The following is a 20,371-nucleotide window of genomic DNA, read 5'->3' as shown; positions in this document are numbered from 1 at the left end:
CCTTCTTTTTTGCACCCTTGGCCCGGCGCGTGTAGAGACCGCGGCGACATGGCGACCCTTCCCGCCCCACACCGCCCGGCGCTCAACGTGCGTCCGTTTTTCGAGAACAAGAGCCGTGCGTTCTGGACGTTGCAGGCGGTCGGCTGGACCGGCTATCTGCTGCTCCGCGGCGCATCGACGCTCAGCAACCTTTCGCTCGACGCGATCATCCCCGTCCTGTTCGAGGCGATCGTCGGCTATTGCGTGACGCTGCTGCTCTCGACCTTCTACGGCTATTTCCGCAGCCTGCCGCGCGTCGCGGGGCTGGTGCTGACGATCGTCGCCTTCGCCTTCGCGACATTGTTCTCGGCATTCCTCGATGCGTTCACCTGGTCGCTGATCCAGAACGGGCAGCCCGGCGTCACCCTGCCGCGCATGCTGGTGTCGTTCTACGTCACCTTCACCGCGCTGTTCGGCTGGTCGGCGCTGTATTTCGGGATCAATTTCTATCTGATCGTCGAGGATCAGATCGACCAGATGCAGCATCTGGAGAACCAGGCGTCGTCCGCACAGCTGGCGATGCTGCGCTACCAGCTCAACCCGCATTTCCTGTTCAACACCCTCAATTCCATCTCGACGCTGGTGCTGCTCAAGCAGACCGAGCGGGCGAATGCGATGCTGAGCCGGCTGTCGTCGTTCCTGCGGTATACGTTGGCCAACGAACCGACCGCGCACGTCACGGTGGCGCAGGAGGTGGAAACGTTGAAACTGTATCTCGAGATCGAGAAGATGCGGTTCGAGGAGCGGCTGCGGCCGAAGTTCGAGATCGACCAGGCCGCCGAACGGGCCCGCCTGCCCTCGCTGCTGCTCCAGCCGCTGGTCGAGAATGCGATCAAATATGCGGTCAGCACGCAGGAGGAAGGCGCCGAAATCTGCGTTCGCGTGCGGCTCGCCGGGGATCGCGTGCAGATCGGCGTATCCGACACCGGACCGGGTTTGCAGGACGGTCGTCCGATGCCAAGCCTTTCAACCGGCGTAGGTCTCCCCAATATTAGGGAGCGGCTGGTGCAGGCTTATGGCCCGGACCACCGTTTCGAGACGCGTACCGCGCCGGCTGGAGGCTTTTCGGTGGAGATCGAGATCCCCTTCCAGCTCGACGATCTGAGTAGAGAGGCCGCATGACGATCAGAACCATCCTGGTGGACGACGAACCACTCGCGATCCAGGGCCTTGAGCTCAGGCTCCAGGCACATGATGACATCGAGATCATCGAGAAATGCTCCAACGGCCGCGAGGCGATCCGGGCGATCAAGACGCACAAGCCCGACCTCGTCTTCCTCGACATCCAGATGCCCGGGTTCGACGGCTTTTCGGTGGTGCAAGGCCTGATGGAGGTCGAACCACCGCTGTTCGTGTTCGTCACCGCTTATTCCGACCACGCGCTGCGCGCGTTCGAGGCGCAGGCGGTCGACTATCTGATGAAGCCCGTCGAGGAAGCGCGGCTGGCCGACACGATCGAGCGGGTGCGGCAAAGGCTCAGCGAGAAGCGGGGCGTCGAAGAGGTCGAGAAGCTGAAGGAGGTGCTCGCCGAGCACGCGCCGGAAGCCGCGGCGGACATGGTCGACGGCGGCGATGCGGTCAGCGCCAATCGCTTCGAAAAGCTCATCAACATCAAGGATCGCGGCCAGATCTTCCGCGTCGACGTCGACACGATCGAGCGGATCGACGCGGCGGGCGATTACATGTGCATCTACACCGGCGACAACACGCTGATCCTGCGTGAGACGATGAAGGATCTGGAAAAGCGGCTCGACCCGCGGCGGTTCCAGCGGGTGCATCGCTCGACGATCGTCAATCTTGATCTGGTCAAGCAGGTGAAGCCGCACACCAATGGCGAGTGCTTCCTGGTGCTCGATTCGGGTGCGAGCGTGAAGGTCAGCCGCAGCTATCGCGACGTGGTGGCGCGGTTCGTCCACTGATCGCTGGGGCGGTCCTCCCCTTGAGGACCGCCCTGGCGGACTAGATCGAGCGACGGCCGGTGAAGAGCTGGACGAGGCCGACGATGATCGCGATCACCAGCAGGATGTGGATCAGGCCGCCGGCGACGTGGAGCGAGAAGCCCAGCAGCCAGAGGATCAGCAGGATAACGGCGATCGTCCACAACATCGTACAGGGTCCCTTCCCGAGCGCCTGACCGACAGGGCCGGCGTCGGGCAATAAAACGTTACGGAGGCGATGCGAGTTCCGCCGGGCGCGACGAAGCGCAACCGATCAGGCGGACAGGATCGCCTGCGCCCGCGGAGCCAGCCAGTCGACGGCGGCGGCGTGAATGCCGGGTGCGGCGACCATCACCCCGAATGCGGTCGGGTTCGGCTTGTTGTAGCGCAGCGGCGCACCCACGGCATCGGTGACGGCCGCGCCGGCCTCCGCCGCGATCACCGCCGCCGCGGCGATATCCCATTCGTTGCCCCAGCGCAGCGTCGCGACGAGGTCCGCCTCGTCCGCCGCCACCATCGCCATCCGCAACGCGATCGAATTGGGCTTGTGGACCATGGTCAGGTGACGGTCGATCTTCGGCAAGGCGTCGGTCGGCACCCGCGCGCCGTCCAGATCGATGCGGTTGCCGGCGCGCAGCGGCACACCGTTGCGCTGCGCGCCCTGCCCCACGGTCGCGGTCCACCGCTCGCGGCGCGCGGGAGCGTCGAGCACGCCGATCGTCGCGCGGCCATCTTCGACCAGCGCAATGGATACCGCCCAGCCCTCGCGCCCGCGGATATAGTCGCGCGTGCCGTCGATCGGGTCGACGACCCAGACCTGCGCCTGCGACAGCCGCCCGGGACTGTCGACCGTCTCTTCGGACAACCAGCCGGCATCGGGGAGCAACCCCTCCAGCCGCGCACGCAGCATACGGTCGACGTCGAGATCGACCTCGCACACCGGGCTGCCCGGCGTCTTCTCCCAACGCGAGAAATCGGTACGCCAGCGAGCGAGCGCCATCTGCCCGGCCTCATGCGCGACCTGCGCTACCGCTGCGGTCAGATCGGCGCGCGGATCAGCCACCCGCGACGGTCATCCCGTCGATGCGGAGCGTCGGCACGTTGGTGCCGTAGCGGAACTCCAGATCGTTGGCCGGCGTCAGCGCGCGAAACATATCCTTGAGGTTGCCGGCGATGGTGAATTCCGCGACCGGCCCGGCGATCTGTCCGCCCACGATACGGAAACCCGCCGCGCCGCGACTGTAATCGCCAGTAACGCCGTTAACGCCCTGGCCGATCAGTTCGGTGACGTAGACGCCGTCGGCGATGTCCTCGATCAGCGTCGCGACGGGGACCGCGCCCGCCTGCATGTAGAGGTTACTCGGCGACACGCCGGGGGAGCCGCCGACGCCTCGGGCGGCGTGGCCGGTCGGTTCGAGACCGAGTTGGCGGGCCGAGCCGCTGTCGAGCAGCCAGGTTTCGAGCATGCCGTTCTCCACCAGCGCGACCGGCGACACCGGCAGGCCTTCGCCGTCGAACGGCCGCGAGCGCAGGCCGTGCGGGCGGTGCGGATCGTCGCGGATCGTGACGCCGGATGCGAAGACCTGCGTGCCGAGCGCTTCGAGCAGGAAGCTGGTCTTGCGCGCGATCGCCTGCCCCGAGATCGATCCGGTCAGATGACCGAGCAGCGACGCGCCGACGCGCGGGTCCATGACGACGGGCATCGGCCCGCTGGTGACGCGGCCGGGATTGATCCGCGCCACCGCACGTTCGCCGGCGCGGCGACCGATCTCCTCCGCGCTTTCGAGGTGCGCGCGCTTGCGGGCGGCGTGATGCGCGTAATCGCGCTCCATCCCGGCCGCGGCATCGCCGGCGAGGACGCTGGCCGAAAGGCTGTAGGCGGTGGCAGCATAGGCCCCGGCGAAGCCGTGGCTGGTCGCCAGCGCCCAGACCGAGCGCGACGCGCTCGCGCCGCCGCCTTCGCTGTTGGTGACGCCGGGCACCGCGCGTGCAGCATCCTCGGCCGCCAGTGCGAGTTCGCGCAACTCGGTCGGCGTCAGCGTGCCGCCGTCGTCGAGATCGAGCAGCGGCGGCGCGCCGTGCATCAGCCGATCCTGCGGGGCGAGCCCCGACCAGCGATCCTCCGGCGCCTCGCGCGCCATCGCCACCGCGCGCTCGACCAGCGCGGCGACCGCATCGTCGGAAAGGTCGGAGGTCGACACGCTCGCCGAGCGGCGACCGACGAAGACGCGCAAGCCGAGTTCCTCGCTTTCGGACCGGCCGACGTCCTCCAGCACGCCGAGCCGGACGGACAGATCGATCGAGGCATCGGCGGCGAACACGGCATCGGCGGCATCCGCGCCGGCGCTGGTGGCACGGGAAACGATATCGGCGGCGCGATCCCGCGCCTGATCTGGGGTCAGCATCGCCCCGACTTAAGGGCGTGGCGCCGGCGATGCTAGGCCCCGCGCGCGATCGAATCGTACCGGCGTCACAGCGACGTGCCGACGACCGCGCAGGCGAGGAACATCAGCAGGCCGGCGAAGCGGTTGCTGCGAAAGCGGTCGAGCGGGTTGCGGCCATCCTCGGGACACAACGTCGCGACCTGCCAGCCGAGATGCGCGGCGATCGGCGCCAGCGCGAGCAGGGCGAGCGGATCGGGTCGCACCAGCCAGAGCGCCGCGGCCCAGAAGGCGATGGCAGCGGTGTAGAAAGCCGCGGTGCCGCCCCTGACATGCGCGCCCATTCGCAGGGCCGACGAGCGGACGCCGATCAGGGCATCGTCCTCGCGATCCTGCAACGCATAGATGGTGTCATAGCCGATCACCCAGGCAATGCAGCCGGCGTAGAGCAGCCACATCGGCAGCGAGAGGTCGCCGGCCACCTCGCTCCACCCGACCAGCGCCGCCCAGGAGAAGACGAGGCCGAGCCACGCCTGCGGCCACCAGGTGATGCGCTTCATGAACGGATAGGCGGCGACCGGCGCGATGCTGGCCAGCGATACGATCGCCGCCAGCGCCTGCAACTGGACGAGCACGACTAGGCCGACGAGGCACAGGACGGCTAGCCACGCCCAGGCGAGCTTCAGCGAGACGAGGCCGCTGGGGATCGGCCGTGCCCGAGTACGGGCGACCTGCGCATCGAGGTCGCGATCGACGATATCGTTGTAGACGCAGCCCGCACCGCGCATCGCGATGCTGCCTGCGAGGATCCACAGGATCAGCGGCCAGCGCTGCGGAAGGCCGCCGGCCAGCGCCACCGCCCACGCTCCCGGCCAGAACAGCAGCCACCAGCCGATCGGCCGGTCGAACCGGGCGAGCAGCGCCAGCCCCCGCAGCGAGGACGGCAGGCGGGCGACGAGGCCGCGGTGTTCGCTGTCGGGGACGATCTCGGCTGACATGCCCTGCCTTTGCCGCGGGGCGGGCCTTGGCGGCAAGCGGGCTTTTCGAGCGGGTTGGGCTTTTGCCTCGCTATCGCCGCGAACTTGCGGCACTCGCAGGTGATGATCGGGTTATCGGTAGCCGTCGGACGGTTCGTGGAGGCGCTGTTCTGGGCGATCCTGCGCGTCGCGGGGGTGGTGACCGTTGCGGTCGTCGCCGTGGCGGCGGCGGCCGTGCTCGCCTGGATCGTCGCGCGCAAATTATGGGCGCGCCAGAAGCGCAAGGGAGAGCGACCATGACCGCGACACCGGCCTGGCCGCCGCAATCGACCCCGCGCCTGTTCGTCGAGCAGCCGCTCGCCGCGGGGCCGCTGCGGATCGACGGGCCGGCGGCGCATTATCTGGTGTCGGTGATGCGGATGGCGGCGGGCGATCCGGTGAAGCTGTTCGACGACGTGACCGGGGAATGGCTCGCCACCGCGGCGCAGGTCGGCAAGCGCGACCTCATTGTGGACGTGTCGACACTTCTACGCCCGCGCGAGCCGGTGCCGGACGTGTGGCTGTGCGCGGCGCCGCTGAAGAAGGGGCGGGTCGACTGGCTTGCGGAAAAGGCGTGCGAGCTCGGCGTCGACCGCCTGGTGCCGGTCATCACCCAGCGTACGATCGTCGACCGTCCGAAGACCGAACGGCTGCGCAGCCACATGATCGAGGCGGCCGAGCAATGTGCGCGCACCGCTTTGCCGAGCCTCGCGGAGCCGATGAAGCTCGCCGCGCTGCTGCGCGACTGGCCGCGCGATCGCCACCTGTTCTTTGCCGACGAGGCGGGTGGCGCCCCGGCGATGGAAGCGATGCGCGCCCATCCCGGTCCGGCGGCGATCCTGATCGGGCCGGAGGGCGGCTTCACCGACGCCGAGCGGCAGGCCATTCGCGCGCTGGAACAAGGGGTTGCGATCAGCCTCGGGCCGCGGATCCTGCGCGCCGACACCGCAGCCGCAGCGGCGGTATCGCTATGGATGGCGGCGAACGGCGACTGGTAGGAAGTCTGGCTGGCGTACCCGCTGATCCGCGCGTAAGGGCGCGCTCATGACGACCAAGACCGAAAGCGCCAAGGACTCGCCGATCATCGAGTCGCGGGACCAGCTGATCGCCAGTTTCGCCAGGGGTGAAAAGCCGCGCGACCGCTGGCGGATCGGGACGGAGCACGAGAAGTTCGTCTATCGCAACCGCGATCATGGCGCGCCGAGCTGGGGCGAAGCGGGCGGCATCCGCGCGCTGCTGATCGAGCTGCAGCAACATGGCTGGCAGCCGGTGGAGGAAGGCGGCAACCTGATCGCGCTGAACGGCGCCGACGGCAGCGTCAGCCTGGAGCCGGCGGGGCAGTTCGAGCTGTCGGGCGCACCGCTCGACAATCTGCACCAGACCTGCGCCGAGACCGGCCGGCATCTGGAACAGGTGAAGGCGGCGGGCGAAAAGCTGGGGATCGGCTTCCTCGGCCTCGGTATGTGGCCCGACAAGCGCCGCGACGAGCTGCCGATCATGCCCAAGGGGCGCTATGCGATCATGCTGCGCCACATGCCGCGCGTCGGCAGCATGGGCCTCGATATGATGCTGCGGACCTGCACGATCCAGGTGAACCTCGACTATGCGTCCGAGGCGGACATGGTGAAGAAGTTCCGCGTCGGGCTGGCGTTGCAGCCGCTGGCGACCGCATTGTTCGCCAATTCGCCGTTTACCGAGGGGAAGCCCAACGGGTTCCTGTCGTATCGCAGCCACATCTGGTCGGACACCGATCCGGCACGCACCGGCATGCTGCCGTTCGTCTTCGAGGACGGCTTCGGCTACGAACGCTATGCGGACTACATGCTCGATGTGCCGATGTACTTCGTCTACCGCGAGGGGCGCTATATCGATGCGGCGGGGCTGTCGTTCCGCGACTTCCTGAAGGGCGAATTGTCCGTCCTGCCGGGCGAGAAGCCCAGCCTCGACGATTGGAACGACCATCTGTCCACCGCCTTCCCCGAGGTGCGGCTCAAGACGTTCCTCGAGATGCGCGGCGCCGATGGCGGGCCATGGAACAAGATCTGCGCGCTGCCGGCCTTCTGGGTCGGGTTGCTGTACGACGACGCCGCGCTCGATGCCGCCTGGGATCTGGTCAAGGACTGGAGTCTGGAGGACCGCCAGACGCTGCGCGATGCGGTGCCGAAGCTGGCGCTCGACGCGCCGTTGCCGGGTGGCAGACGGCTGGGCGATATCGCCGGCCAGGTGCTCGACATCGCCCATGCCGGACTGGCGGCGCGCGGGCGCGCCAATGCGATGGGCGACAACGAAACCGGCTTCCTCGACCCGCTGCGCGAGATCGTGCGGTCGGGCAAGGTGCCCGCACAGGTGCTGCTCGACCGCTATAACGGCGAATGGGCGGGCGACCTCAACCGCGTCTATGACGAGGCTAGCTTCTAGGAGTCAGTCCAGCCCGAGCGCGGCCTTAGCCACCCGCTCCAACTCAGGGTCGAGCGGCAACGGGGTCATGTCTACATGCGCTTCGAGCTGGTCCGCCACCGCGGTTAGTGCGTGGATGCGCGCCGATTTCTTGTCGTTGCCGTTGATGACCACCCAGGGCGCGCCGCCGGTATCGGTCCGCGCAAACATGTCGTGCATCGCCGACAGATAATCCTCGCGGCGGGAGCGGTTGCGGTAATCGTCGAGCCCGGTCTTCCAGCGCTTCCACGGGTCGTCGAGTCGGTCCTTGAGCCGCCTGTCCTGCTCCTTTTGCGAAACGTGGACGAACAGCTTGACGAGGGTCGTGCCGCTTTCGACCAGTTCGGCCTCGAAGGCATTGATCTCGTCATAGGCGCGGCGCCATTCGTCGTCGCTCGCATATTTCTCGACCCGCTCGACGAGGACGCGGCCGTACCAGCTGCGATCGAAGATCGTGATGTCGCCCGGTTCGGGAAGGCGGTTGCGGAAGCGCCACAGGAAGTCCTGCGCCTTCTCGACCGCGGTCGGTGCGGCGATCGGATGAACCTCGAAATGGCGCGGGTCCCATTCGGCGGTGAGGCGCTGAATGATACCGCCCTTGCCCGCCGCATCCCACCCTTCGAGCATGACGACGGCGCGGCGACCGTGAATGATATGCGCGACGAGGATCCGCTCCAGCCGGTCCTGCACCGCGGCGAGATCGCGCTTGTAATGCCCCTTGTAGGGTTTGTTCTTCTCGAAATCGGCCAGATCGATCACCACGCGCTCCTCATCCTTCGTCGGGCACATGAACGTTCCACGCGCCGCGTGGGCGCAGAACGAACCAGTAATAAGCGGCGGACCCGAGGATCTGCATGGCGGTCATGATGAGGCCGGGGCGCCCCTCCTCGGGATCGAGCCAGCTCGTCCACACGACATAAGCCAGCGCGATCAGCGTGATGACCGGCGCGAGCGGATAGAAGGGCATGCGATAGCGCGCATGCGCGGTCGCGCCACTCCGCCGCCCGACCATCGCCGCGACCGCGATGCCGGCATAGATGGCGACGAGCCCGGTGCCGCTGAGCACCAGCAGCAACGTCAACGGCAGGAAGCAGCATGCTACCCCCACCCCGCCGACGATCAACGTACCGATCCACGGTGAGCCGAAGCGCGGGTGGATCTGCGTCATCCAGCGATCGAGCGGGCGGCCCCAGCTGCCGTCGCGTGCGGTGCCGTAGAAGAAGCGCGAGCAAGCGAGGATACAGGCGATGATCGCGTTGACGATCGCGATCACCACCCCGACCGCGATCGCATCCGCCAGCCAGCCCCGCCCCCGCATCCGCGCGACGAGGCCGAACGGATCGTCGGCGGTAAGCAATGCGTGAAGGTCGGGCGCGCCCATCAGCACCGCCACCATCGGCACGATTTCGAACAACAGCGTGAGGACGAGGCTGGCTAGGATCGCCCGGGCGATCAGGCGGGAGGGTTCGCGCATCTCTTCGCCGAAATAGACCGCGGCACCATAGCCGTTAAGCGCGAAGATCGCGATCGACGTCGCCAGTCCGATCGCCGCGGGCGATGCGGGGACCAGCGAGGCCGCCTGCGGCATCATCGGCGCGGTCAGGAACGCCGCGAACGGGCGGACGCTGTCGCTCCAGCCGAGCACGACGATCGCGACCAGCGCCAGCACCTCTCCCAGCAGGAAGAGGCCGGTGACCCAGGCGTTGATACGGATCTGCAGCAACGCGACGAGGGTCGAGGCGGCGACGACGGCGACCGCGACCGGCACCTCCGGCAAGCCGGGCCAGACCGTCGACAGCACCGCGCTGATCCCCAGTCCGGCGACTGGGGGAAAGAACAGATTGTTGAAGACGTTGACGCCGAGCATGACGAAGCCGGCGAGTGGGCCGAGCGTCTTGGCGACCGCGACATATTCGCCGCCCGCGACCGGCCAGGCGCTCGACAGTTCGGCATAGACGAAGGCGGTGGCGACGCAGACGATCCCGGCGAGGATCATCGCCCAGATCGCCCCCGTGCCGGCGACCTGCAGCATGCCCGGGATGATGACAAAAACCGAGGATGCCGGCGTCGCGACCGACAGCGTCAGGAACAAGACGCCGGTGACGCCCAGGCTGCGGACGAGCGGGGTCGGCGGCTGGGGCTGCATCAGATCGTCTAACATCGTCCCCCGCGTCTAGCCCCGCCGGGGTAGTGACATGGTTAACCCGGCGGGGGAAGCGGGTCGGGCGCGCCCAGGCCTTACCCGGCCTTGGGCGCCTCGACCTGCGGGGCGAGGCGCAGGTTCAATTCCTTGAGCTGTTTCGGCGTCGCGAAGTTGGGCGCGCCCATCATCAGATCCTCCGCCTTCTGCGTCATCGGGAAGACGATCACCTCGCGGATGTTGGGTTCGTCGGCGAGCAGCATGACGATGCGATCGATACCGGGAGCCGAACCGCCGTGCGGCGGCGCGCCGAACTTGAAGGCGTTGATCATGCCCGCGAAGTTCCTATCGACGTCCGCCTGCGTGTAGCCGGCGATCTCGAACGCCTTGTACATGATCTCCGGCCGGTGGTTCCGGATCGCACCCGACGACAATTCGACGCCGTTGCAGACGATGTCATATTGATAGGCGAGGATGTCGAGCGGGTCTTTTGTTTCCAGCGTGGCCATCCCGCCCTGCGGCATCGAGAAGGGGTTGTGGCTGAAGTCGACCTTCTTGGCGTCCTCGTCATATTCGAACATCGGGAAATCGACGATCCAGCAGAATTCGAAGCGGTTCTGGTCGATCAGTCCCAGCGTCTCGCCGACGCGGGTTCGCGCGAGCCCGGCAAGCTTCGCCGCCTGCCCTTCCTTGCCGGCGGCGAAGAACAGGCCGTCGTCCGGGCCGAGGCCGAGCGCATCGGCCATTGCCGACATCTTGTCCTCGCCATGGTTCTTGGCGATCGGGCCGCCCCATTCGCCACCCTTGCGGGTCGCATAGCCGAGGCCGGCGAAGCCTTCGGATTGCGCCCAGGCGTTCATGTCGTCGAAGAACTTGCGGCTGCGGTCGGCGGTACCGGGCGCGGGGATCGCGCGGACGACGTCGCCGGCCTCGACGATCGAGGCGAAGCGGCCGAAGCCCGAGCCGACGAACTGTTCGGACACGTCGCTGATGAGGATCGGGTTGCGCAGGTCGGGCTTGTCGTTGCCATACTTCAGCATCGACTCGCGGTAGGGGATGCGCTTGAACGGCAGCGCCGACACCTGCCGGCCCTTGCCCTGCCAGTCGGCGAATTCCTCGAACACGCCGTGCAGCACGGGCTCGATCGCCTGGAACACGTCTTCCTGCGTGACGTAGCTCATCTCGAAATCGAGCTGGTAGAATTCACCCGGGCTGCGGTCGGCGCGTGCGTCCTCGTCGCGGAAACAGGGCGCGATCTGGAAATAGCGGTCGAAGCCGGCGACCATCAGCAGCTGCTTGAACATCTGCGGCGCCTGCGGCAGCGCGTAGAACTTGCCCGGATGGACGCGGCTGGGGACGAGATAGTCGCGTGCGCCCTCGGGCGACGAGGCGGTGAGGATCGGCGTCTGGAATTCGGTGAAGCCCTGCCCGATCATGCGTTGGCGGATCGAGGAGATGACCTTCGACCGCAGCATGATGTTCTGGTGCAGCCGCTCGCGCCGCAGGTCGAGAAAGCGATAGCGCAGGCGGATATCCTCAGGATATTCCGCGTCGCCGGCGACGGGCATCGGCAGTTCCTGCGCATGGCTCTGCACCTCGATCGTGTTCGCCACGACCTCGATCTCGCCGGTCGGCAGGTTCGGGTTGGTCGCCTCGGGCCCGCGCGAGACGACCTCGCCGGTCACGGTGACGACCGATTCGACGCGCAAGCGCTCGAGCAGTTCCATCGTCTCGGTGCCGGCTTTCGCGACGATCTGGGTGATGCCGTAATGGTCGCGCAGATCGACGAACAGCACGCCGCCATGGTCGCGCTTGCGATGGACCCAGCCCGACAGGCGAACGGTGTCGCCGACGTTGCTCGCGGTGAGCGCGGCGCAGGTGTGGGTACGATAGGCGTGCATGGTCGTTTTCTTCCGGCAAGATGCGGGCTGTATGATGGGCCGGCGCTTCCCTCCCCATCCCCTCTTTGTCAACCCGCGCCGCTATGGCTATGGACAGGCGATGCATATCCACCCGTTGATTACAGACAGCGCGACCCTCGCCAATCTGTGTGCCCGCCTCGCCGAAGCCGACTTCATTACGGTCGATACCGAATTCATGCGCGAGAGCACCTATTATCCGGAACTCTGCCTGATCCAGATCGCCGACGTGAACGAGGCGGCGGCGATCGACCCGATGGCGCCGGGACTCGACATGACGCCGCTGCTCGAGCTGCTGACCGAGAACCAGGACGTGCTGAAGGTCGTCCACGCCGGCGGGCAGGATATCGAGATCATCTACAATCTGACCGGCAAGACGCCGCATCCGCTGTTCGACACGCAGGTCGCGGCGATGGCGCTGGGGCAAGGCGAACAGATCGGCTATTCGAACCTGGTCGACAGCTGGCTGGGCATCGTCGTCGACAAGGGCGCGCGCTTCACCGACTGGGCGCGGCGGCCACTGGACGCGCGCCAGATCGAATATGCGATCGGCGACGTCACCCACCTCGCCAAGATTTTCCCGATGATGCTGGAACGGCTGCGCAAGACCGGACGCGGCGTGTGGCTGGACCAGGAGATGGAGCGACTCGCCGATCCCGCCAATTACGCCAACGATCCCGATCAGGCGTGGAAGCGGGTGCGGATTTCCGGGCGCAAGCCCGAGGTGCTGGGGCGGCTCAAGGCGCTGGCACGCTGGCGCGAGCTGGAGGCACAGGGCAAGGACCTGCCGCGCGGACGAATCGTCAAGGACGAAACGCTCGGCGACCTTGCCGGCCATCCGCCGCGCAAGCAGGCGGACCTCGCCAAGGTGCGCGGTCTGTCGGCGACCTGGGCGTCGAACGATATCGGCGGGCGGCTGATGGCGGCAATCGAATGCGCGATGCCTCTATCGGGCGACGAGCTGCCGCCGCGCGACGACCGCAAGCCGGGGCTGGGCAAGGACGGCGCGCTGGTCGCCGACCTGCTCAAGCTGCTGCTCAAGATCCGCTCGCGCGACATCGACGTCGCCTCGCGGTTGCTGGCGCGGTCCGACGAGCTGGAGGCGCTGGCCGCGGGGGTCCGTACCGGCCTGCCGATGCTGGAGGGCTGGCGCTACGACCAGTTCGGGCGCGATGCGGTGGATCTTGTAGAGGGTCGTCTGGGTTTTGCCGTCAAGGGCGGCAAGCTCAAGATGACGCGGACGGAGGATGTGGCATGATGCGGGCGATATTGGTGACGGTGCCGGTGCTGATCGCCGGCTGTGCGACGATGCAGCCGCCGATGGCGGCGCGGGGGCCGTGTGTGGTTGATGGGCGGGTGAAGATGCAATTCGCCGGCGTCAAGTTCCGCGAACGGATGCGGCCCGAGATCGAGATTGCGGCAAATGCGGCGATGTCGCGCGTGCTGCGGCCGGACGATGCGGCGACGATGGACTTCCGGGCGGAGCGGCTGAATATCCTGCTGGACGACGGCGGGCAGATCGACGGGCTGCGCTGCGGGTGATCGCAGACGGGAGAGGAAGGGCGCCTGGCGCAGTCCACTGTCCGCGCGAACCCGCCTTCTTTACCCGGCAGTCGCCACCACCGCCTTCCGCCTGAGGGCCGTCGCCAGGGCCGCGTGGCGGCGTTCGACCGTCTCGGCGTAGAGCGCGCGATCGCTGTCCGATAATGCCAGCGCGACCTGCCCCGGCCGAAGGGCCAGCGTCGCGCGTTGCAAGGGGCCGGCAAGGCCGCCGCTGAAGCGCTGGCCGAGCCGGATCGCGAGGCCCCATTGGATCGCCAGTGCGATCTGGCCGGCGTTGGCGAGGCCGGTGAGGACCGGATGGGGGACGATGCTGCCGCCGAGGCTGGTGTGCAGCGCCTGCGCCAGCATCGCGCGTTCGGCGATGTCGATCGCCACCCAATTGCCATGCAGCGCGATCTCGAACCCGCGTTCGTCGCGGAATTCCGGATTGGCGCGCCAGCCGGTGTCGGCGAGCAGGCAGGCGGCGTGGCGGATGCGGACCAGTTGCGGATCGTCGTCGGCGAACAGCGGCGCGATCCAGTCGGCGAGCAGGTCGCCATGCTCCGGGAAGCGCCCCAGCAGCCGCCCCTCTTCGCGGGTGGCGACGATCAGCGGATCGAGCGCGCGCGTCGGCGCATCGAGCGCGGCGTGGAGCAGCCCTTCGCGCAGGCCCGAGCTGGACGCGATCGCGCTCCCCGAGCCGAGTTCGCGCATCACCACGGCGAGCAGGGCGGTGGCATCGCCGAGCTGCCCGGCGCGAACCGACGACATGCCGGGCACTGCGCGCAAACGCTGTTTCGACAGATGCGCGATGCTGCGCCCCAGTCGCCCGACGGTCTCGGGTGCCAGCGCATAGCCATGGATGATCGGCAGCGGATAATGCGTCAGGCTCATGTCGAGCCGGGCGAGCGCGCGCCATGATCCGCCGACCATGTAGAGCGGCAGGCCCCTGCCCCGCCCGGTCCAGCCCGCCTCCTGGATCAGCCGGGTGACATGACGGTCGAAACCGGGGCCGCGCCCCTGCCGCAAGCCTGCGATGCGCAGCACGCCCAGCGGAAAGGACACGCGATCGGTGACGGTGCCGGCGACGACGCGGACGAGTTCGAGGCTGCCGCCGCCGAGATCGCCGACGATCCCGTCCGCATCGGGGATGGCGGAGAGCACGCCCATGCCGGACGCGGTCGCCTCCTGCTCGCCGGAGAGCAATTCGACCTTGAGGCCGAGGTCGCTCGCCGCCTCGATCAGGCGCTGGCCGTTGCTGGCGTCACGGACCGCGGCGGTGGCGACGGTGCGCAGGCGCGCGTCCATCTCGCGCGCGACCGCGGCGAAGCGGCGCAGCGCACCGACCGCGAGCCTGAGGCTGTCGGCGTCGATCGCCCCGGTCGCGGCGAGGCTGCGACCGAGGCCGGCCATCACCTTTTCGTTGAACAGGGTTGCCGGTACGCGCGGATGCCCCTGATAGACGACCAGCCGCACCGAGTTGGAGCCGATATCGATGATGCCGGTGCGGGGATAGGCGCTGCTCATCGCGACCGTCCTGCCGTCACGCCTCGCCACGAAGCGGCGTCGGGGTGGCGGGGACGGCGAGGCAGGGTGGGGAGGACCATTCGCGGCGTTGTGGCGGGTTCGGTGGTGAGCAACAACCCGCTATCGCCGCCGTCGCAGGGCCAGCGTCGGCACCGCGTCGCTTTCCGCCAGCGCCGTGCCGCGTCCGGACAGTGACGGATTGGTCATGAAATAGCGATGAAGGTTGAACGGCTTGTCCCCCGGCACCTCGCGCACGTAGCGGCCGTCCGGTTCCAGCTCCCAGCTCTGTTCGCTGTCGATCAGGTTGGCGACCATCACTTGATCGAGCACCTGGTCGTGGACGGTCGGATTTTCGATCGGCAGCATATATTCGACGCGGCGGTCGAAGTTGCGCGGCATCCAGTCGGCCGAGGAGATGAACACCTGCGCGCCGTCGTTGGGCAGCGCGGCGCCGTTCCCGAAGCAGAAGATCCGGCTGTGTTCGAGGAAACGCCCGATGATCGACTTGACCCGGATATTCTCCGACATGCCCGGCACGCCGGGGCGCAGGCAGCAGATACCGCGGATGATGAGCTCGATCTCCACCCCCGCGCCGCTCGCCTCGTACAATTTGTCGATGATCGCGGGGTCGACCAAACTGTTCATCTTGGCCCAGACCGCGCCCTCCTTGCCGGCGCGGGCGTTGGCGATCTCGACGTCGATCAGGTCGAGCAGTTTCTGGCGCAAGTCGCGCGGCGAAAGGCTCAGCTTGGTGATGTCGGTCGGTTCGACATAGCCGGTGACGTAGTTGAACATCTGCGCGGCGTCGCGACCCATGCGCGGGTCGGCGGTGAAGAACGACAAATCGGTGTAGATGCGCGCGGTGACCGGATGGTAATTGCCGGTGCCGAAGTGGCAATAGGTGCGGAACTGCCCCCCTTCGCGGCGGACGACCATCGACACCTTGGCGTGCGTCTTCCATTCGAGGAAGCCGTAGACGACCTGCACGCCGGCGCGTTCGAGCGCGCTCGCCCACAAGATATTCTGTTCTTCGTCGAAACGGGCGCGCAGTTCGACGACGGCGGTGACCGACTTGCCCGCCTCCGCCGCGGCGATCAGCGCGTTGATGACCGCGGGCTGCTTGCCGGCGCGGTACAGCGTCTGCTTGATCGCGATGACGTCGGGGTCGAGTGCCGCCTGCTTGAGGAAGGCGAGGACGACGTCGAACGTCTCATAGGGGTGGTGGACGACGATGTCCTTCGACCGGATCGCCGCAAAGCAATCGCCGCCGAATTCGCGGATCCGTTCGGGAAAGCGCGGGACGAAGGGCAGGAACTTGAGGTCGGGGCGATCCTCGTCGATCACCGCATCCAGATCGCCGATGCTGAGCAGATTGCCGCTTTCGGTGATCGTCGCATCGGCGCCGCCCAGCTCGTTGCGGAGCACCTGTGCGAGCGCATCGGGCATGCCGGTTTCGAGTTCCAGACGGATGACGCGTCCACGCCGGCGGCGCTTGATCGCGTTGGCGAAATAGCGGACGAGATCCTCCGCCTCTTCGTCGATCTCGATATCGCTGTCGCGCAGCACGCGGAAGGCGGCGGCACCGACCAAAGTATAGCCGGGGAACAGCACCGGCGCGAACCGCTTGAGCAAGGCCTCGATCGAGACGTAGCGGGCTGGCTCCCCCGGCAGGCGGACGAAGCGCGGCGCGCTCGCCGGGATCATCACCAGCTCGCGCACCGGCTCGCCGTCCGAATCGCGGACGACGTCGAACATCACCGACAGCCCCTTGTTGGGGATGAACGGGAAGGGATGCGCGGGGTCGAGCGCCTGCGGGGTGAGGATCGGGAAAATCTGTTCGCGGAAATGCGTTTCGAGCCATTCCGCCGCCTGCGGATCGACCTCGTCGCGGCGCAGGACGTGGAGGCCGGCTTCGTCGAGCAGCGTGCGCAGGTCGCCCCACACCGCCTGCTGGCTCGCCATCAGCGCGTCGGCTTCGGTGGTGATCGCCGCAAGCTGCTGACCCGGCGTCAGACCGTCCGACGAGCGGCGATCGACGTCCTTCATCTGCTGCCCCTTCAGGCCGGCGACGCGGACCATGAAGAATTCGTCGAGGTTGTTGCCCGAGATCGACAGGAACCGCAGCCGTTCGAGCAGCGGATGCGCCGGATTGCACGCTTCCTCGAGCACCCGGCGGTTGAACGCCAGCCACGACAGTTCGCGGTTGAAATAGCGATCGTTGATCTCGGGAACGAAGGGATCGTCGTCGGCCGCGGACAGGTGCGAAAGGTGAGCTGGGCGTGTCATAATCAGGTCATAGGCAGGAACGGTTGCGGTTGCGTGACGATCCCGGCCGCGGTCAAAACTGTTCGGGCGAGCGGAATCGACAGGCGCTTGCGGCTTTCCAGCACCTCCTGATCCAGCGCATCGACGACGCGCTGGACGACGATATGGCTGCGTTCGATCCGGGTGCTGAGCCACGTCACCAGATCGGGCCGCGCATCGAGGCCCCGACGCTGGAACAGATGGTCGAGCAGCGCCGCGATCAGTTCGTCGTCGGGCGCGCCGATCGCGGCATGCGGGCTGGCGGCAAGGCGCGATTTCAGGTCGGGCAGGCGCACCCCCCAGGTCGGCGGCAGCGCGTCGGCGACGATGACGAGCGGGCGATGCTCCGCCTGCGCCTCGTTCCAGGCGTGGAAGATCTGCGCCTCCGGCACGTTTTCGGCGTCGTCGATGATGCTGCCGTTGCTCTTGGCGGCGAAGATGCGCGCGAGCAGGCTGCGCCCCGATTTGCGCGGGCCGGTGAGGACGGCGGCCATGACCGGCCATGTCGCCCAATGTTCCAGCGTCTGCGCGGCACGCAGGTTTGAATTGGTGATGAGGAAGGCGTCGTCCCTGGGGTCCGCCGGCCACCCCAACGGCAGCGCGAGCTGGCTGGTCATGCGGGTTATCCTGCGGGCTTTTCGTCGGACGGCAGGTTGGGCGGCAGCAATTGCGGCGCGCGTCGGATGCGCAGCGTCTGGCCCGACCCCGTCACCTGATAGCCGCGCACCTCCAGTGCCGCGCGGAGCGCATCGGGGTCGCCGTCATAGGTGACGCGCATCAGCGACAGGCCGCCGAGCGCGAGGCTGGTGGTGGTCGCGGAGCGGACGCCGGCGATCCCGCGGATCAGCCCTTCCGTATTCGCGACGGCGCTGGCGCCCGGCGTGTCGAACTGGACCGTGATCGCGATCCCGGCATTGGCGGACGCGGTGTCGCCGACGATCTCGGCCAGCGTCTCGCCGCCCGCGGTGTCGTCGATCGCGTCGGGATCGATGACCGGTTCGGGCTCGGGCGGCGGCGACAGCGTCGGATCGAGGCCGAGCGCGCCGCCGCGCAATGCCTGCTGGAACAGCGCGTCCATCCGCGCGACGCCGGTATCGAGCAGTTGCGGCAGGCCGGCCGCGCTGCCGACGCGCAGGGTGAAGCTGCCGATCAGGTCGTTGTCGGGGCCGTGGCGCGCCTGGAACACGCCGATGACCGGGCCGCCGGGATAGCTGCGGTACAGCCGCACGACCGGGATGAGGATATCCGCGGCGCCATATTGGTCGATGATCGTCCGCCACCAGCCGCGCCCCGGCCGGGATATCTGGCCGGCGTTGAGCAGCAGCGAATCGGCGCCCGTGCCCGACGGGCGGACATAGTCGATCGCACTGTTCCCGGTGCGGAATCGCGCCCACGCCTGCTGCCAGTCGTTGCGCTGTTCGAAGACGGTCTCGACCCCGCCGGACACCTGCAGCGGCACGAGCAGCATCGGCCGCGACCGGTCCGAATAGGCGCTGATCCCCAGCACCGAGGCCGCGCGGCCGCGATCGAACAGCACGCCGAGCCGGGCGATATACCGCGTCGGGCCGATCTGTTCATGTTCGACGACGATGCCGGACACGAGCTGGTCGAGCGTGCCGTCGGACACCAGCCCGCCGCCCGCACCCAGCCGGCGGGAGAGCTGGACCCAGGCCTTGCGCTGCGCCAGCCGCCAGCCGCCGAGCCGTGCTGATTCGGCGGTCTTTGCGGCGACGTCGACGCTGACGCCGCTGACCTCGAAATCGCCCGAACTGTCGACCGGCGCGACGCCGCGGCCGCCCTCGATCTGCGCATAGGCGCCCGCGCCGAGCAGCAATGCGGCACCGGCCAGCGAGGAAAACAGGGTACGGACACGCATCGTTGCGCCTTTTGGCGAAGCGGCGCCGGAAAACCAAGCAGCTTGTGTACCGCCGCGCACCGTGCGGGGAAGGATTGCCACCGCGCGCCACAAACTTTAGCAGGCTGGCCGGATGAGCAACCCGCCATCCTCCCCCACCCCGGCCTCTCCGTCAGCCTCCGGCGACCAGTCCTACACCTATGCCGATGCCGGCGTGTCGATCGCCGCGGGCAACGCGCTGGTCCGCGCGATCGGACCGCTCGCCAAGGCGACGCGGCGCCCCGGCGCGGATGCGGAACTGGGCGGCTTCGGCGGCATGTTCGACCTCAAGGCCGCCGGGTTCGACGACCCGCTGCTGGTCGCGGCGAACGACGGCGTCGGCACCAAGCTGAAGCTCGCGATCGAATGGGACCGGCATGAGGGCGTCGGCGTCGACCTCGTTGCGATGTGCGCCAACGACCTGATCGTCCAGGGCGCAGAGCCGTTGTTCTTCCTCGATTATTACGCGACCGCCAAGCTCGACAACGCGATCGCCGAGCGGGTCGTCGCCTCGATCGCGGAGGGCTGCCGTCAGGCGGGATGCGCGCTGATCGGCGGCGAGACGGCCGAGATGCCCGGCATGTATGCCCCCGGCGATTACGACCTCGCCGGCTTCTGCGTCGGCGCGGTCGAGCGCGACCGGGTGCTGACCGGGCGCGAGATCGGCGCGGGCGACGTCATCCTGGGCCTCGCCTCGTCGGGCGTGCATTCCAACGGCTTCTCGCTCGTCCGCCGGCTGGCGACGGATCGCGGGTGGAAGCTCGACCGGCCGGCGCTGTTCGATTCGGACCGGCTGCTGATCGATATCCTGATGGCGCCGACGCGCATCTATGTCGCCAGCCTGCTGCCGCTGCTGCGCGCGGGCGACATCAAGGGGCTGGCGCACATCACCGGCGGCGGCCTGCTCGAGAATATCCCGCGGGTGCTGCCGGGCGACGCGCATGCGGTGATCGACGCCGATGCATGGGAGCAGCCGCGGCTGATGGCATTCCTGCAGGCGCAGGGCGCGATCGAGCCCGAGGAGATGGCGCGCACCTTCAACTGCGGGATCGGGATGGCCGTGGTCGTCGCGGCGGAGCGCGCCGACACGGTCGCCGCGGCCCTGCGCACGGCGGGCGAGACGGTGCATAGGATCGGCACGGTCGAGGCGGGGCCGCGCGGCTGCACCGTCCGCGGTTCGACCGAGACGTGGAGCGCGCGCGCCGACTGGACCGCGACGCATGAGGGCTGAGGCGG

Annotated in this window: 19 protein-coding genes; 8 read left to right on the top strand and 11 right to left on the bottom strand. The window is 68.0% G+C overall.

Annotation, left to right across the window (positions count from 1 at the left end; all coding sequences use genetic code 11):
• The first annotated feature begins 48 nt into the window (after positions 1-48).
• On the top strand, positions 49-1,161 hold the full coding sequence (locus tag AC1RTO_RS05915; RefSeq protein ID WP_493159929.1) for a sensor histidine kinase: 1,113 nt from the start codon (positions 49-51) through the stop codon (positions 1,159-1,161).
• Positions 1,158-1,958, top strand: coding sequence for a LytR/AlgR family response regulator transcription factor (locus tag AC1RTO_RS05910; RefSeq protein WP_293877496.1), 801 nt, complete (start codon positions 1,158-1,160; stop codon positions 1,956-1,958). Before AC1RTO_RS05915 ends, AC1RTO_RS05910 begins: the two co-directional genes overlap by 4 nt.
• 40 nt (positions 1,959-1,998) lie before the next feature.
• On the opposite strand, the gene AC1RTO_RS05905 is transcribed toward AC1RTO_RS05910, so the two are convergent.
• The 4 genes from AC1RTO_RS05905 to ubiA all read right to left on the bottom strand — a co-directional run bounded on the left by AC1RTO_RS05905 (position 1,999) and on the right by ubiA (position 5,355).
• Positions 1,999-2,145: a lmo0937 family membrane protein gene (locus tag AC1RTO_RS05905; RefSeq protein ID WP_293877494.1), complete on the bottom strand. Its 147-nt coding sequence runs from the start codon at positions 2,143-2,145 to the stop codon at positions 1,999-2,001.
• Positions 2,146-2,250: 105 nt separating this feature from the next.
• Positions 2,251-3,039, bottom strand: coding sequence for a 3'(2'),5'-bisphosphate nucleotidase CysQ (locus AC1RTO_RS05900; RefSeq protein ID WP_493159928.1), 789 nt, complete (start codon positions 3,037-3,039; stop codon positions 2,251-2,253).
• Positions 3,032-4,381 (bottom strand): TldD/PmbA family protein, encoded by a 1,350-nt coding sequence (locus AC1RTO_RS05895; protein WP_493159927.1) that lies wholly within the window; start codon positions 4,379-4,381, stop codon positions 3,032-3,034. Before AC1RTO_RS05895 ends, AC1RTO_RS05900 begins: the two co-directional genes overlap by 8 nt.
• Before the next feature lie 65 nt (positions 4,382-4,446).
• Positions 4,447-5,355 (bottom strand): 4-hydroxybenzoate octaprenyltransferase, encoded by a 909-nt coding sequence (ubiA, locus tag AC1RTO_RS05890; RefSeq protein ID WP_493159926.1) that lies wholly within the window; start codon positions 5,353-5,355, stop codon positions 4,447-4,449.
• A gap of 102 nt (positions 5,356-5,457) precedes the next feature.
• Here ubiA and AC1RTO_RS05885 point away from each other — a divergent pair, with 102 nt between their 5' ends.
• Genes AC1RTO_RS05885 through AC1RTO_RS05875 form a run of 3 tightly spaced genes read left to right on the top strand, consistent with a single transcriptional unit; the run spans position 5,458 to position 7,791 of the window.
• On the top strand, positions 5,458-5,634 hold the full coding sequence (locus AC1RTO_RS05885) for a hypothetical protein (protein ID WP_493159925.1): 177 nt from the start codon (positions 5,458-5,460) through the stop codon (positions 5,632-5,634).
• Positions 5,631-6,371, top strand: coding sequence for a 16S rRNA (uracil(1498)-N(3))-methyltransferase (locus AC1RTO_RS05880; RefSeq protein ID WP_493159924.1), 741 nt, complete (start codon positions 5,631-5,633; stop codon positions 6,369-6,371). The genes AC1RTO_RS05885 and AC1RTO_RS05880 overlap by 4 nt, the downstream gene beginning before the upstream one ends.
• 46 nt (positions 6,372-6,417) lie before the next feature.
• Complete coding sequence (locus AC1RTO_RS05875) at positions 6,418-7,791, top strand: glutamate--cysteine ligase (RefSeq protein WP_493159923.1); 1,374 nt, start codon at positions 6,418-6,420, stop codon at positions 7,789-7,791.
• Between the two features lie 3 nt (positions 7,792-7,794).
• On the opposite strand, the gene AC1RTO_RS05870 is transcribed toward AC1RTO_RS05875, so the two are convergent.
• From AC1RTO_RS05870 to aspS, 3 genes are all read right to left on the bottom strand, one after another.
• Positions 7,795-8,571, bottom strand: coding sequence for a polyphosphate kinase 2 family protein (locus tag AC1RTO_RS05870; RefSeq protein WP_493159922.1), 777 nt, complete (start codon positions 8,569-8,571; stop codon positions 7,795-7,797).
• A 7-nt stretch (positions 8,572-8,578) separates the two neighbouring features.
• Positions 8,579-9,955: an APC family permease gene (locus tag AC1RTO_RS05865; protein ID WP_493159921.1), complete on the bottom strand. Its 1,377-nt coding sequence runs from the start codon at positions 9,953-9,955 to the stop codon at positions 8,579-8,581.
• A 92-nt stretch (positions 9,956-10,047) separates the two neighbouring features.
• Positions 10,048-11,850 carry an aspartate--tRNA ligase gene (gene aspS, locus AC1RTO_RS05860; RefSeq protein ID WP_493159920.1) on the bottom strand — a complete coding sequence of 601 codons (1,803 nt, stop codon included), beginning with the start codon at positions 11,848-11,850 and terminating at the stop codon, positions 10,048-10,050.
• Positions 11,851-11,950: 100 nt separating this feature from the next.
• Here aspS and rnd point away from each other — a divergent pair, with 100 nt between their 5' ends.
• Both rnd and AC1RTO_RS05850 read left to right on the top strand, forming a co-directional pair.
• The gene (gene rnd, locus AC1RTO_RS05855; RefSeq protein ID WP_493159919.1) at positions 11,951-13,126 is read left to right on the top strand and encodes a ribonuclease D; all 1,176 of its coding nucleotides are present in this window, start codon (positions 11,951-11,953) and stop codon (positions 13,124-13,126) included.
• A complete protein-coding gene (locus AC1RTO_RS05850) occupies positions 13,126-13,410 on the top strand; it encodes an I78 family peptidase inhibitor (protein WP_493159918.1) in 285 nt (94 codons plus the stop codon). Before rnd ends, AC1RTO_RS05850 begins: the two co-directional genes overlap by 1 nt.
• A 60-nt stretch (positions 13,411-13,470) precedes the next feature.
• Here the strand turns inward: AC1RTO_RS05850 and AC1RTO_RS05845 are convergent, their stop codons facing one another.
• The 4 genes from AC1RTO_RS05845 to AC1RTO_RS05830 all read right to left on the bottom strand — a co-directional run bounded on the left by AC1RTO_RS05845 (position 13,471) and on the right by AC1RTO_RS05830 (position 19,117).
• Complete coding sequence (locus AC1RTO_RS05845) at positions 13,471-14,937, bottom strand: Ppx/GppA phosphatase family protein (protein ID WP_493159917.1); 1,467 nt, start codon at positions 14,935-14,937, stop codon at positions 13,471-13,473.
• Between the two features lie 120 nt (positions 14,938-15,057).
• A complete protein-coding gene (locus AC1RTO_RS05840; protein WP_493159916.1) occupies positions 15,058-17,223 on the bottom strand; it encodes an RNA degradosome polyphosphate kinase in 2,166 nt (721 codons plus the stop codon).
• Between the two features lie 2 nt (positions 17,224-17,225).
• A complete protein-coding gene (locus AC1RTO_RS05835) occupies positions 17,226-17,858 on the bottom strand; it encodes an HdaA/DnaA family protein (protein ID WP_493159915.1) in 633 nt (210 codons plus the stop codon).
• Positions 17,859-17,863: 5 nt separating this feature from the next.
• Positions 17,864-19,117: a heavy-metal-associated domain-containing protein gene (locus AC1RTO_RS05830; protein ID WP_493159914.1), complete on the bottom strand. Its 1,254-nt coding sequence runs from the start codon at positions 19,115-19,117 to the stop codon at positions 17,864-17,866.
• Between the two features lie 112 nt (positions 19,118-19,229).
• Between AC1RTO_RS05830 and purM the strand changes: the two genes are divergently transcribed.
• Positions 19,230-20,366: a phosphoribosylformylglycinamidine cyclo-ligase gene (gene purM / locus AC1RTO_RS05825; protein ID WP_493159913.1), complete on the top strand. Its 1,137-nt coding sequence runs from the start codon at positions 19,230-19,232 to the stop codon at positions 20,364-20,366.
• Positions 20,367-20,371 lie beyond the last annotated feature (5 nt).

Source organism: Sphingomonas sp. GW821-FHT10F09, assembly GCF_058809195.1.
The sequence above is the reverse complement of the archived record's forward strand: the minus strand, read 5'-3'. Positions and strand labels throughout refer to the sequence as shown.